Raw genomic sequence first — 13,181 nt, 5'->3', positions numbered from 1 at the left:
CAACACTTTGCCATACATGCCCGCCGCGCCCCCGCGAAAGCGGGGGCCTCAGTCGGTGCGCGCCAGCTTACAACTTGAACCAGCGTTCCGCATTGGTCTGGAAGAACTTCTTCTTGGTTTGCGCGCTCATGTCCATCGCGTCCATGTCGCGCACTTCCTGCGCCACGTATTGATAGGGATAATCCATCGCATACATCACGCGGTCCTCGCCCATCACCTGCTGACAGAACTTGATCGCTGGTTCCCATGCCATGCCCGAATTGGTGACCAGCACGTTGGACTGCATATATTCGGCAATGGACTTCTTCAGCGGCTTCATGCGTTCATAGCGCTGCGACCGCACACCTGCCTGGTGCATGTAATCCAGACGATAGAGCCAGTAAGGCAAGGCTTCGCCCATATGACCGACCATGATCTGAAGGCTGGGATATTTGTCGAAGATGCCGATGGTAATCAGCCGCAGCAGATGCATGCCCGTTTCCACGCCAAAGCCGAAGATCGCACCGTCAAGGCCCGCTTCCAGCATGGGCTGGATCATCGAATCGGGCGGCGTGGCAGGATGGATGTAGAGCGGCTGATCCACTTCCACCAAGGCGCGGAAGATGGGATCGAAGAACTCTTCGTCCAGATAGCGCCCCTGCGTGTGGCTGTTGATCTGAATGCCTTTGAAGCCCAGTTCCTTGGCCCCGCGATGGATTTCGCGCGCTGACCACTCCGGGTCTTGCGGTGCGACCGTGCCCATGCCGATATAACGATCGGGATACTTGGCGCAGGCATCGGCCAGCAGATCGTTGGCACGGGCAGCGATGCCCTTGGCCTCGTCCACATCGGTCAACGGCTGCACGCCGGGCGAGGTGAGCGCAAGGATGGCCTTGTCTATGCCGGTCGCGTCCATATCGGCAATGCGGCGCTCGCCCAGATCGAGCAGGCGCTCCATGATTTGCACCGCCCGCTCCGATGGCGACTGGGCATAAAAGCCCCAGAGCGAAACCATGCCCTTGTCGGCCTCGCCGTTGCGGATCATGCGCAGGAACGCATCGACCTGCTCTTGTGTGGCAAAGGCTTCTTCGGTGGCGATGCGCAGATACCCCTGCTCTCCGCCGGTTTTCAGGTCTTGGGTCATGCAGGCTTCCTCTCAAACAAGGTCAGCCCGCGCCGCGTCACCTGCGAAGAGTGAGCGAGAGGCTGCCGATATGATTCATCCGATCCGCCGCTTTGAAGCGGTTTACATATTGGCCGGAATATCCGGCTTCCAGCGCAATGCCTCTGGCCAGCGGCAAGCCCAGCCCGCCGAACACGCGCACCTGATCCAACCCGGCACGCTGGCCCCACGTCGTCGTGTCGAAATTGACGAAAGGTTCGGCCCAGACGATGGCGTTGACGCCCTTGCCCACCGGCGCGTCTATCCGCACCTGTTGGCGCAGCCTCCAGCCCATGTCCGGTCGACCCTCCAGCCAGCGCTGTTCCAGACGGGTCCGCCCGGTCACTGTGACCTTGCCGGGCTTGCCCGCGATGCGCACCAGCGCCTGCTGGAACATGCGGTGTTCGTCCGTCGGCTCGCCATTCAAAGGCTCGGTCCGGACATAGGCATAGCCCACGAACAGCGTGTCGGTGGGCGTGATGCGATAGCCCACCGCCGGGCGCACCAGCACTTGCCCCAGCCGGTCCGCGCCATCGGTCAACCGGAACTGTACGTCGGAAAACAGCAGAACCTTGTCGCCCACCTCGATGGTCGAAAACTGCGCGAGCCAGATCTGCTCGTCCTCCTGCGCCGCCAGCGCGGGCGCAGAGGCAAGCAAGCTGGCAGCCACCAACAGAAGACGCGACGCGGACATGGTGTGCTCCGGCAAGGATAACGGACTGCCGGGGGGCTAGCCTCGCCATCTTGCCGGAATGTTTCCCACTCATGTCAAAGCCCGCGGATCAGCCGCACACATCAGCCTTCGTGAACCGCTTTGGTGACAAGGCAGGCCATCACGCCTTCGGGGCCGTCTTCCGCGCCGTGGCCAGACCACTTCACGCCGCCGAACGGTGAATCCGCACCGCCGATCATCGTGGTATTCAGGCCCAGCATCCCGGTTTCTACCTCGTGCGCCAAGCGCCGCTGGCGGGCAGCGCTATCGGTCCACGCATAAGCGGCAAGGCCATAAGGCAGGCGGTTGGCTTCCGCGATCATCGCCTCTTCCCCGCTGAACGGGTTCATCAGCGCGACCGGGCCGAACGGCTCCTCGTTCATGATGGTCGCATCCAGCGGCACTTCGGACAGGACCGTGGGCGCATAGAAGAACCCGGCATTGCCAATACGTTCGCCCCCGGTGTGCAGCTTCGCGCCGCGCGCCGTGGCATCGCCAATCAGCTTGTCCATCGCTTCGGGACGGCGGGCATTGGCCATTGGCCCCATGACCACGCCATCATCCATGCCGTTGCCAACCGTGATGCGACCGACACGTTCGACAAAACCGTCACGGAACCGGTCAAACACGCTTTCTTCCACGATGAATCGGGTTGGCGAAACGCACACCTGCCCCGCGTTGCGATATTTGGACGCTGCCATGGTATCCAACGCCTTGTCGATATCGGCATCGCCAAAGATCAGCACCGGGCCATGGCCGCCCAGTTCCATGGTCGTGCGCAGCATGTTGTCAGTGGCAAGGCGCGCCAGATGCTTGCCGATCACCGTCGATCCGGTGAACGACAGCTTGCGGATGATGGGCGATCCCAGCAGATGGCGGCTGACTTCATCGGGCACGCCAAACACGGCCTGCGCCACTTCCTTTGGCAGGCCTGCATCCAGCAGGCACTGCAACACGCCCAGCGCGGACGCCGGGGTTTCCTCAGCCGCTTTCAGGATGACCGAACAGCCCGCCGCAATCGGCGCGCCCAGCTTGCGTCCCGGATTGCCAAGCGGGAAATTCCACGGCGCGAAGGCCGCCACCGGGCCGACCGGTAGATGTGTCACCGTGCTGCGCTGCCCCGCCGGACGGACAAGCGTGCGGCCATAGATGCGGAACACTTCGCCTGCATAGAAATTGAACAGGCCGACATTCATCATGACTTCGATGCGTGCTTCGGGAAGGGTCTTACCCTCTTCCAGTACTGCCACGCGCGCGAGATCTTCCTGCCGCTCCAGCATCAGCCGCGCTGCGCCTTGCAGCACGGCGGCGCGCTGCTGCGGGGTGGATCCACGCCAGATGCGAAAGCCCTTCGCCGCCACATCCAGCGCATGGTCGAGGTCAGCAGCGTCGGCCAGCGGCAACTCGCCAATGGTTTCGCCGGTGGCCGGGTTGACCACGGCCTGGGTGCGGCGGCCACCGCCAGACACGCGCGCGCCGTCGATAATCATGTGCAGCGAGGGATACTGGGTCATATCAATTCCAAACCATCAGGTGATGCGGGCGGAAGCGGGGAGGAAGACTCGCCCCCGCCCACAAGCTCCTGATCCTGCTTACTTCTTTGCGTTTTCGCGGTCGATGTCACCCTGCCAGCGCTGGGCGACCATTTCCTCACCCGTGACCGGGTGCTTCATGTGGAAAGCGTTGACCTTGTGCGTCGGCCACAGCCAATGATCTTCGATCAATGCGTCGGGACCAGTCGGATCGGTCGGGTAAGTGACCTTGGGGAAAGGCACATATTCGTGCGGGGTGTTGGCCCAGCCCGATTCAAAATCGCCATGCCAGATCGGCATGTAGTTCAGGATGTGCATCCGCCATACGCCGTCCACCTTCTTGTAGGTGTTCTCGTAAATGCCGCCTTCCCACCACTGACGCGCTTTCAGATGCGGCGCGTCGCCTTCATAATCCTTGTGGCGGCCCGCCTGCATCATCGAACGCGCGCGACCCAGCGCGGTCACGCCATCGGGCAGCACAGTGATGATGTCCTGAAGCTGCGGATGGTCCAGCAAGAAGCCATCGATGGGGCCGTTGTTGCCATAGGTAAAACGCTTCTGGAATCGTTCGACATAAAGGCGGCGCGCGCCCTCCTTGCCTTTCCACACGCCACCAAAGAAGCGCACTTCGCCGTCGTCGGTGAACAGGTCCACCGTCTCGTTATACATGCACTTATCGATCAAGTAGCCGTAGAGATGCTGCAGCTTGCGGATGTCCAGTTCATCCTCGCGGACGGTCAGGCGCTTTTCAAGGTCGTTCAGGCGCGTTTCAAGCGCGGCAATCTGGTTGGTATCGGACACGTCCAGCTCCCAAATAATTAGTTTGTCTTACTAACAAATGCGCGAGGTGTGATGGCCTGTCAACGGCCTTCGGCTTCCAGCCGCGCAACCTCTTCGCGATAGGGCTTGATTCCCATGAACATGGCGAATGTGGCGATAGGCAAAAGAACGCCCGCCGTGATGACCAGGGCCTTCCACAAATCCGCCTCTACGCCCACGACGCGCTGCGCAACCACGCCCACCACAAAGCTGCCCAGCGCACCGAAAAATGTGAACATGAACAGATAGATAGCAGTCACTTGCCCGCGCATTTCATTGGGTGCGATACGCTGGATTGCAGCGTTCTGCGGCACGGCACCAGCAAGACCGAACATGCCCCCCAGTGCCATGACGGCCAGCGATGTCTCGCCCGTAGGCATCATGGGAGACGCGATGGCGCAGACAGTGACAAGCGCGAACAGAATGGTCGCTGCCCGCACGTTGGCATCGGCATATTTGCGCGCAAGCCATTCGACAAAAAACCCGCCGAAGAACACACCGCAAAGCTGCGACACCAGCAGCATCGGGGCCATGACCATGCCCACCTGTGCTTCATCCCAGCCATACGTGCGGATCATGAACGGCATGCGCCAGAAGGCGAGGCCGAAGGTTTCGATGGCGGACAGCGCAAGTCCGATGAACAGCGGATAATAGACCCGTCCGCGTGCATGAATCGCCTTGGCCGCATCCAGCCCGGTAAAAGCCAGAAGACGCTGCCCCGATGTCATGCGCGCGGGAGCCTCCGCAGCAGCCTTGCTGACAGGGGCTAGAAGGCGCGGCGGTTCCTTTACCGTCAGCAGCAGCATGGCCACGATAAGGCCCAGCGCCGCCTGCCCCAGCAAGATCAACTGCCAGTTGTGGACATGCAGGCCAAACACAGTCTGGTCCGGCCATCCGGCAAGCGCCACGATCAGCTTGCCGCCGACGAACACCCCCACGGTCGACCCGCCGATGAACCCCAGTTGCAGCAGCGAAAACGCGCGGGTGATCTTCTTGGGCGGAAAATAGTCTGCGATCATCGAATAGCTGGCAGGCGCATGGGCCGATCCGCCCGCACCCAGAAACATGCGGCTGCCAACAAACTGGGCAAACCCTTGCGCCAGCCCGCCCAGCCCCATGACAAGGCCAGTGGCCGCCATGCCACCTGCCAGCACGAACTTGCGCGGATAGATATCGGCCAGACGCGCCAGCGGAATGCCTGCAAACACGAAGAAGATGACCGTGGCAGGCCCGCCAAGGAAGCCAAGCTGTTCATCCGTCAGCCCGAAGTCCACCTTGATTCGCTGGGCCAGCATGCCGAACACGGTCTGGTCGAAAAAGTTCAGGAAGGTGGCGATGATGATGACGGTCAGCGCCCACCACGCTGCCCCGCTGGACGGCCAGATGCGCCCACCACTGGCGGTTTCCTGCTCTTGTGCAAATTCGGCGTCCGGACCTGCGGCAACAATGGCACCTGCCATGACTTCTCCTCTCCTTCCGCTTCGGCCCTATCTTGAAAGCTCTTTGTCGATGCGGCGATATTGTTAGTCTTGCATACAATCCGCCGCTGGTGAATACACCAAGGTGAAAAATGATTCCCGCAGCCTGAACAGCGCGGACAAAGGAGAGAGACATGCAGAATCTGCCGGGCAAGACAGCATTCGTGACGGGCGGCGCCAGCGGCATCGGCCTTGGCATTGCCAAGGCGCTGCTGCGTGCGGGGATGAATGTGACCATTGCCGACATTCGGCAGGACCACCTCGATTCCGCCGTGGCCGAACTGAACGGCGGTGACCGCGTGCTGGCCGTTCAGCTTGATGTGACCAATCGCGCGGAATTTGCCACTGTGGCCGATGCAGTCGAGGCGAAGTTCGGCAAGATCCACCTTCTGGTCAACAACGCCGGCGTTGCCGTTGTCGGCCCGACCGAAATTGCCACCTTTGCCGACTGGGACTGGGTGATGGGCGTGAACGTGGGCGGCACGGTCAACGGCATCGTCACCATCCTGCCGCGCATTCTGGCCCATGGTGAAGGCGGGCACATTGTCTGCACCGCGTCGATGAGCGCGCTTGTGCCAGTGGGCGGCACCACCATCTATTCATCGGGCAAGGCCGCTGTCACATCGATGATGGAATGCATGCGCCCCGAATTTGAATCGCGCGGCGTGATCTGTTCGGCCTTCTGCCCCGGCGCAGTGCAATCGAACATTGCCGATGCTGGCAAGACCCGCCCGGCTGACCTTGCCGACACCGGTTATGCCGAAGCGGACAAGCGCCGTCAGGCGGGCGGCAACCTGATGCACCTGTATCAGACCAAGGAAGAAGTGGGTGAGCGCGTGTTGCAGGGCATCCTCAACGATGAGCTTTATATCCTGACCCATTCGGAATTCCTGACCGGTGTGAAGGAACGCGGCGACGCGATGACCGCGGCGGTACAAACGCACCTGCCAGAAAATCCGGAATACAAGCAGACCTTTGCCATGCTGTTCCGCAATCCGGCGATCACCGACGAAATCGCACGGCAGGAAAAGCTGAAAGCCCAGCATGCCGGAGCCGCATCGTGAAGGATTTTGCAGGCCGCACCGCGTTTGTCACCGGCGGGGCCAACGGCGTTGGCATCGGCCTTGTCCGTCAGCTTTTGAATGAGGGGTGCAAGGTTGCCATTGCCGATATCCGGCAGGACGCCATCGACAAGGCTTTGGGCAGCCTCGACAATCGCGAGGTCATGGGCGTCCAGCTTGATGTCGCCAGCCGCGATGGTTTCAAGGCGGCGGCGGACGAAGTGGAGGCAAAGTTCGGCCCGGTTTCAATCCTGTGCAACAATGCGGGCGTCAACTTGTTCCAGCCAATCGAGGAATCATCCTACGACGATTGGGACTGGCTGATGGGTGTAAACCTGAACGGGGTCATCAACGGAGTGATGACCTTCGTTCCGCGCATGGTTGAGCGCGTGAAGGCAGGCGAAGTAAAGGGGGGCCATGTGGTCAACACCGCGTCAATGGCCTCATTCCTCGCAGGGGGTAGCCCCGGCATCTACAACACCACCAAGTTTGCGGTGCGGGGCCTGTCCGAATCGCTGCACTATTCACTGCTGCAATATGGCATTGGCGTGTCGGTGCTGTGTCCGGGGCTGGTAAAGAGCTATATCTATGCCAGCGACGACATCCGCCCCGATGCGCTGAAGGGCGCGATGAAGCCGGTGGACAAGGGCGCAGTGGCACGCCTGCAGGGCGTGCATGAATATGGCATGGAACCTGACGTGATCGGCGCGCGAGTGATCGAGGCGATGAAGGCCAACCGCCTGCACATCTTCAGCCATCCGGATCACAAGGAAGAGATGCGCGCCATCTTTGACGAGATCATCGCGGAATATCAGGACTATCCCGAAGACCCCGGATACGATCAGCGCGTCGGCTTTGAAAAATTCCGTGCCGATGCCTTTGCCGAAGCCCGGCGCAAATCGCGCGCAGCGGATTTTTGATCGGCAGGAACGACCGACCGGAAACGAAAAGGGCGGAGCCGCAAGGCCCCGCCCTTTCTTGTTCAGCTAAAGCCCGAAAAGCTCAGGCTACGTCGCCCAGCGCTTCGACAAACTTGTCGATGTTGCCCGTGGTCAGGCCCGCAATGTTGATGCGACCCGAACCTGCCATGTAAACGCCATGCTTTTCGCGGATTGCAAGGATCTGCTCACCATTCAGCGGCAGCATCGAGAACAGACCGTTCTGCGTGCCCAACTGCGCCATGTTGATCGGGCCAACCTGCTGTGCAGCGGCCAAGCGATCACGTACCCAGCGCATACGGTCACGCATTTCGTCGAGTTCAGCCAGCCACATTGCGGTCAGGTCGGCATCTTCAAGGATCAGGCGAACGGCAGCTGCACCATGATCGGGCGGCATCGACCACGAAGCGCGGGCGATGGTGGCACCATTGGCCATGGCATTGGCGAGCGCGGTTGCATCGGACGTCACCGCATAGAACGCGCCGACACGGTCGCGGTACAGGCCAAAGTTCTTGTCGCAAGAATAGGCAACCAGCGCTTCGGGCACGGCGGCCAGCACCTTGCGCAGGCCATAGGCATCGGCTTCCATGCCTGCGCCCAGACCCTGATAGGCAAGGTCGAGGATCGGCAGCACGTTCCGTTCCACCAGCAGTGGGGCAATTTCGTCCCACTGGGCTTCGGTGTAATCAACACCAGTCGGGTTGTGGCAGCAGCCATGCAGCAACACCGCATCGCCAGCTTCAGCCTGTGCCAGTGCGGCCTTCAGCGCATCGAGATCAGCCGCACCATCGGCGGTCATGTGGCCGAAGGTCTTCAGTTCAAGGCCGACAGCGGCAATGATCTGCGCGTGGTTGGGCCACGAAGGCGTGCCCATCCAGATACGCTTGATGCCCGAACGCTTGGCCACTTCGGCGGCCAGACGCACGGCACCAGTGCCACCGGGGGCCTGCATGCCTTCAACTTTCGACCGGTCAAAATCCTTGCCGAAGACATAGGGAATCAGCGCGTGGACAAAGCCCATGTCGCCTTCAGGGCCAAGATAGGCCTTCGACCCCTGGGTTTCGAGCAGTTTGGCTTCGGCCGCCTTGATTGCGCGGAACACCGGTGTATCGCCTTCGGACGTGCGATAGACGCCCACGCCAAGGTCAATCTTGTCCGCACGCGGATCGGCATTGTGGAGCTTAATCAGCGCCAGCAGCGCGTCTGCGGGCTGAGGGGCAAGGTTTTCGAGCATGGTCGCGGCCTTCCTTTGCGGGGAGCAAAAACGCGGCGGCTCCATGCAGGGGGATTGCCGCCGGGGCAACCCCTGCATTGCAATAATACGGTATGCGCGCGGAAATTTGCGTGAACCGGGCAGATTAGGTCAGAACGGGAACCAGTTCTGCTTGCGCGAGAACTTCATGTAGCCGCCGTTCACGCCCAGCCGCAGCCCTGCCCCCGATCGCACGGGAATCAGCACCTTGTCGCCCTTCCGCAAATAGCTGACGTGAAAACCGCCGATCAGATAGGCCTGCCCCTCGCCCGCCGGAAAACGGGTGTACAGTTCTTCACTGTCGAACAGATTATAGACGAGCACGAAAGTGCTGGCCGCATTCGCGCCTGCGTCAAAACCAATGGAAGGTCCGGTCCAATAGACCGGACGCTCGCCTTCAACCTTGTGATGCAGCGTACCCGAACCATAACGCAGGCCAACAACCAGCGCTGCCCCGCCTTCGCGGCCGACAATATAGGCGTTCGGCTCGCCCTGCTTTTTCAGCAGATCCTTGATAAGATCGGCAAGGCCCGAAGCGCCTTTCCCGAACACACCCTCTGCTGCACCGATAAGATCATCTTCCTGGTAGGCACCGCTCTGCGCCGCCGTAGGGGTGGCAGAAGGTGTAGCCGCAGGCGAGGTAGCGGACTGGGGCGGCGAATAGACGGGCGGCACGGCATCAGGAGATGGTACGGTGGTTGCCGGGTCAGTTTCCGCAGGAAGGGCAGGCGTCATACCCACTTCGGTCCCGACCGGCGATGCGGCAGGCGTTGCGCCCGATTGCGGTGCAAGATCGCCATCAATTGCCGAATTGGGATCAATCGTCTGCACTTGCGCGCAAACCGTGCTGGCGGTGAGCGCAGCTGCAGCCGCCAACGCTGCCGCCATTGTCCGAAGCCTGGATCGAATCATCATCATTGCCGTAAACCCCGTCCCACCCGCAAACTGGCGCGAGCCACCGTCGATTGCACCAGAATCCAACGCTGCCGTCGCCACAATGAACCGGCGATGAGTCGAGTCGAAAATGCGTCAAAGTGCCGGATCATCCGGTCGCCTTGCAGTTTATCCCAAGACCTCAGCATTTTTGCCAACAGCCCCTTGCCGCCCTCAATAACCCCCGCTATAGGCCCGGCTCGCCGCTGCGATCCGGAGACGTGGGTGAGTGGCTGAAACCAACGGTTTGCTAAACCGTCGTACTGGTAAATCCGGTACCGAGGGTTCGAATCCCTCCGTCTCCGCCATCACAGCTTGAATTTTATCCCTGAAGTTCAAGCGAGGCCTGCAGTGATGGCAACGTTGCGCGCCTGCCACACTTGCGTAAAACAGGAGGGTCGAAGCCCTCCCTCAACGCTTCCTGTTGTAATTACATTTTCCAGCCCCGACGGTTATTTTCAATCTCCGCCCGCAATGCTGCGATTTGACGCTTCAGATCTTCTGTCACTTCAGGGTGACGATTAATGACATTGTGCGCTTCGTTGTCTTTTTCGAGGTCGTAAAGCGCCGGTGCGGGATGCAGTGCCTTGCCTGCTCCTCCGAGTGGTGAGGTATCATCCACCGGCTCGCGGTATTTGTATTTCGCATTGCGAACAGCAGAAACCTCGGCCGTCCAGGTGGTAAGATAATACAGATACTGGTGCGGTGAAGGCGTTGCGCCGCTCAACATACTGCGGATATCCCGACCGTCGATGATGCGGTCAGATGGCAAAGGAATACCGCGCATGGCTAGCAAGCTGGGAAACAAATCGATGTTCATGGTCATGGCATCGATGGTAGTTACGGGCTTGGTGACTCCTGGCCATGCAATAAACTGCGGTACGCGCATGCCTCCTTCCCAGGTTTCACCTTTACGGCCGCGCAGATCGCCAACAGCGCCATCGTAATCGCCGCCGTTATCGCTGGTGACGACAATGATGGTTTCATCAGCAATAAAGAACAATTTCAATGTCAGCGGCTTCTATGAGGACAAGACCTTCGCCTTGCGCGCCTCCTATACCTGGCGCGACAAGTTCGTCTCTCTGGGCCTGCCGGGAGGATACAACGGACTGGGCGTTACGACGCAGCCACGCGGCAATCTTGACATGAACCTGACTGTCAACGTGACCGAACAGATTTCGCTGATAGCCGAGGCAACCAACGCGCTCGATAACGTCGACAAGACCCGGTCGACGCTTGGCAATCTGCCGGTCGATTACTTCGACGTCGGTCGCCAACTGCTGTTCGGCGCCCGCTTCCGGTACTGATGAGCGAGCATGGTGGCAGGTCTGGAGCACAAAACCAAACCTGCCACCTTCCCCTGCCCCACCGCTGCTCTGCCTGAATCCTATCATCATCAGGAAGCATTCCATGCTGCTCTCCCGTCGCCGCTTCGCTGCCGGACTGCTGTGCGCCACTGCTTTGTCGGCTTGTTCGACAACGCAATTGAGCAGCAACCGCAAGCAAAGACCAAATATCATAACAATCGTGCTGGACGACGTCGGCTTTTCCGACATCGGCTGTTACGGTGGCGAAATCCGAACGCCGAACATTGATCGGCTCGCTGCACGAGGGCTGCGTTTCAACCGATTTGATACCAAAGCGGTCTGTTCGGCCACGCGGGCAGCATTGTTGACCGGGCGCAATGGCCATACGGTCAATTTCCCCGACGTCCCAGACACGGCTTGGGGAGATAACGCAAAATTTTTCCGACCGGATGCCTATCATTTACCTGGCAATATTCGCACCTCAGCACAGGTTCTGCAGGATCAGGGGTATGCCACATGGCTGGTGGGCAAGTGGCACCTTATTCCTCTGAATGAACTGGCACCGGGAACCTCTCGTAACAACTGGCCGCTGCAACGCGGGTTCGACTACTTTTACGGGTTCGCGCGAGGCTGGACGGACCAGTACAAACCCGACCTTGTCGAAAACGATGACTACCTGAAGCGCGCCTTCCCCGGCGATTATCACCTTACAGCCGATCTGGTCGACAAGGCTTCATCACTGGTCGAACAACACGCCAAAAGCAAAGGCCACGATACACCGTTCTTCCTGCAACTGGCACTCGGCGTTGCGCATTCCCCCATTCAAGTTCCCAAGGAATGGGCGGACAAGTATACCGGCGTCTATGATGTCGGCTGGGATGTAATCCGAAAAACCCGTTTCGAACGGATGAAGTCACTTGGACTGATCCCGAAAAACAGCCAGTTGCCACCGCGCGATGCCGACGACAGAGCTTGGGAATCTCTGAGCGCAGAAGAACGCGCCGTATTTGCCCGGTACATGGAAGTCTATGCAGGCTGAGCATGCCGACACCCAGATCGGCAAGTTGCTTGATACCATCGACCGGATTGGAATGGCAGACGACACCATGGTTGTGTTCCTGTCCGATAACGGCGCCGCGTCCGAAGCTGGTCAGGCTGGCTTTTTCGCTGAATTGTACCGACCCAACACAATTCCGGTCGCAGAACAACACCGACGCCTTGCCGAATTGGGCACACCAGCTACGCAGGCCGAATATCCGCGCCCGTGGGCCATCGCCAGCAGCGCACCATTCCGGCGCTACAAACTGTGGCCTTTCCTCGGAGGCGTTCGTACCCCGCTGATTGTTTCATGGCCCCGCCAAATCCCCGATCCGGGATCAATCCGCGAACAGTACGTGGATGCCATAGACATCGGCCCCACACTGCTAGCAGCAGCGGGCACTGCCTTTCCGCCCGTGCACGCCGGAACCACACAAATTCCGATCGCTGGGCTTTCAATTCTCAGCATGTTCAACGCCCCTGACCGCACTGTCAGGACACGGCAGTACTTCGAACTGAGAGGCCATCGGGCATTGACAGACGGTCGATGGCGCGCCGTAGCGATCCATAACTGTACCAATCCGTTTACAGGCGATCAGTGGCAACTTTTTGATACCGTAAATGATTTCACGGAATCGCACGATCTTGCTGCAAAATATCCCGAAATTGTCGCGCGCATGCGATCACTCTGGAACGAGGAATGGCGGAAGCACGTAGCTTATGCACTTGCGCAGCCGGCCCCCAATATTTGCCGCCTGAATGACGAATATGACCGCCCGACCATGAAAATTCCAGATCGCTGAACATCTTGTTCTGCACAAATCTGCAAAGGTCACATTTGTTGCAGGAAAAACTTGAGAAGATCGAACCGAGCCTCCCTCGTCACGCACCGCAAGGCGTGACAGGACACCTGAACGGGAAGATGCCCAGCCATCTTCCCGTTTTTTGTAGCGATGGTCTTGCGAAAGCA

General features: G+C 59.8%; 13 protein-coding genes and 1 tRNA gene. 6 read left to right on the top strand and 8 right to left on the bottom strand.

The window, feature by feature from the left end; genetic code table 11:
- Positions 1-67: 67 nt before the first annotated feature.
- From OVA07_RS08255 to OVA07_RS08235, 5 genes are all read right to left on the bottom strand, one after another.
- Entirely contained in the window at positions 68-1,123 is a 1,056-nt protein-coding gene (locus OVA07_RS08255; RefSeq protein WP_268170971.1) for an amidohydrolase family protein, read from the bottom strand.
- A 37-nt stretch (positions 1,124-1,160) separates the two neighbouring features.
- Positions 1,161-1,835, bottom strand: coding sequence for a DUF2490 domain-containing protein (locus OVA07_RS08250; protein ID WP_268170970.1), 675 nt, complete (start codon positions 1,833-1,835; stop codon positions 1,161-1,163).
- A 101-nt stretch (positions 1,836-1,936) separates the two neighbouring features.
- A complete protein-coding gene (locus tag OVA07_RS08245; RefSeq protein ID WP_268170969.1) occupies positions 1,937-3,367 on the bottom strand; it encodes an NAD-dependent succinate-semialdehyde dehydrogenase in 1,431 nt (476 codons plus the stop codon).
- Between the two features lie 78 nt (positions 3,368-3,445).
- Positions 3,446-4,186, bottom strand: coding sequence for a nuclear transport factor 2 family protein (locus tag OVA07_RS08240; protein WP_268170968.1), 741 nt, complete (start codon positions 4,184-4,186; stop codon positions 3,446-3,448).
- Positions 4,187-4,245: 59 nt separating this feature from the next.
- The gene (locus tag OVA07_RS08235; protein ID WP_268170967.1) at positions 4,246-5,664 is read right to left on the bottom strand and encodes an MFS transporter; all 1,419 of its coding nucleotides are present in this window, start codon (positions 5,662-5,664) and stop codon (positions 4,246-4,248) included.
- A gap of 152 nt (positions 5,665-5,816) precedes the next feature.
- Between OVA07_RS08235 and OVA07_RS08230 the strand changes: the two genes are divergently transcribed.
- Together OVA07_RS08230 and OVA07_RS08225 are read left to right on the top strand one after the other, a co-directional pair.
- Positions 5,817-6,746 carry an SDR family NAD(P)-dependent oxidoreductase gene (locus OVA07_RS08230; RefSeq protein WP_268170966.1) on the top strand — a complete coding sequence of 310 codons (930 nt, stop codon included), beginning with the start codon at positions 5,817-5,819 and terminating at the stop codon, positions 6,744-6,746.
- Entirely contained in the window at positions 6,743-7,663 is a 921-nt protein-coding gene (locus OVA07_RS08225) for an SDR family NAD(P)-dependent oxidoreductase (protein WP_268170965.1), read from the top strand. Before OVA07_RS08230 ends, OVA07_RS08225 begins: the two co-directional genes overlap by 4 nt.
- Before the next feature lie 82 nt (positions 7,664-7,745).
- On the opposite strand, the gene OVA07_RS08220 is transcribed toward OVA07_RS08225, so the two are convergent.
- Together OVA07_RS08220 and OVA07_RS08215 are read right to left on the bottom strand one after the other, a co-directional pair.
- Positions 7,746-8,915 (bottom strand): amino acid aminotransferase, encoded by a 1,170-nt coding sequence (locus OVA07_RS08220; RefSeq protein ID WP_268170964.1) that lies wholly within the window; start codon positions 8,913-8,915, stop codon positions 7,746-7,748.
- Positions 8,916-9,044: 129 nt separating this feature from the next.
- A complete protein-coding gene (locus OVA07_RS08215) occupies positions 9,045-9,851 on the bottom strand; it encodes an EipA family protein (RefSeq protein WP_442789632.1) in 807 nt (268 codons plus the stop codon).
- 230 nt (positions 9,852-10,081) lie between these two features.
- Between OVA07_RS08215 and OVA07_RS08210 the strand changes: the two genes are divergently transcribed.
- Positions 10,082-10,174, top strand: a tRNA-Ser gene (locus OVA07_RS08210).
- 122 nt (positions 10,175-10,296) lie between these two features.
- Here the strand turns inward: OVA07_RS08210 and OVA07_RS08205 are convergent.
- Positions 10,297-10,875, bottom strand: a complete 579-nt coding sequence (locus tag OVA07_RS08205; RefSeq protein ID WP_268170962.1) for a sulfatase/phosphatase domain-containing protein — start codon at positions 10,873-10,875, stop codon at positions 10,297-10,299.
- Here OVA07_RS08205 and OVA07_RS08200 point away from each other — a divergent pair.
- The 3 genes from OVA07_RS08200 (at position 10,841) to OVA07_RS08190 (ending at position 13,014) form a co-directional block, all read left to right on the top strand.
- The gene (locus OVA07_RS08200; RefSeq protein WP_268170961.1) at positions 10,841-11,173 is read left to right on the top strand and encodes a hypothetical protein; all 333 of its coding nucleotides are present in this window, start codon (positions 10,841-10,843) and stop codon (positions 11,171-11,173) included. The two genes, OVA07_RS08205 and OVA07_RS08200, sit on opposite strands and share 35 nt — an antisense overlap.
- A gap of 103 nt (positions 11,174-11,276) precedes the next feature.
- On the top strand, positions 11,277-12,212 hold the full coding sequence (locus OVA07_RS08195; RefSeq protein ID WP_268170960.1) for a sulfatase-like hydrolase/transferase: 936 nt from the start codon (positions 11,277-11,279) through the stop codon (positions 12,210-12,212).
- Positions 12,202-13,014, top strand: a complete 813-nt coding sequence (locus OVA07_RS08190; protein ID WP_268170959.1) for a sulfatase-like hydrolase/transferase — start codon at positions 12,202-12,204, stop codon at positions 13,012-13,014. Before OVA07_RS08195 ends, OVA07_RS08190 begins: the two co-directional genes overlap by 11 nt.
- The last annotated feature ends 167 nt before the right edge of the window (positions 13,015-13,181 follow it).

The sequence above is a fragment of the Novosphingobium sp. SL115 genome, from assembly GCF_026672515.1.
Taxonomy (GTDB): Bacteria; Pseudomonadota; Alphaproteobacteria; order Sphingomonadales; family Sphingomonadaceae; genus Novosphingobium.
This window is presented reverse-complemented; position numbering and strand designations above follow the sequence as displayed.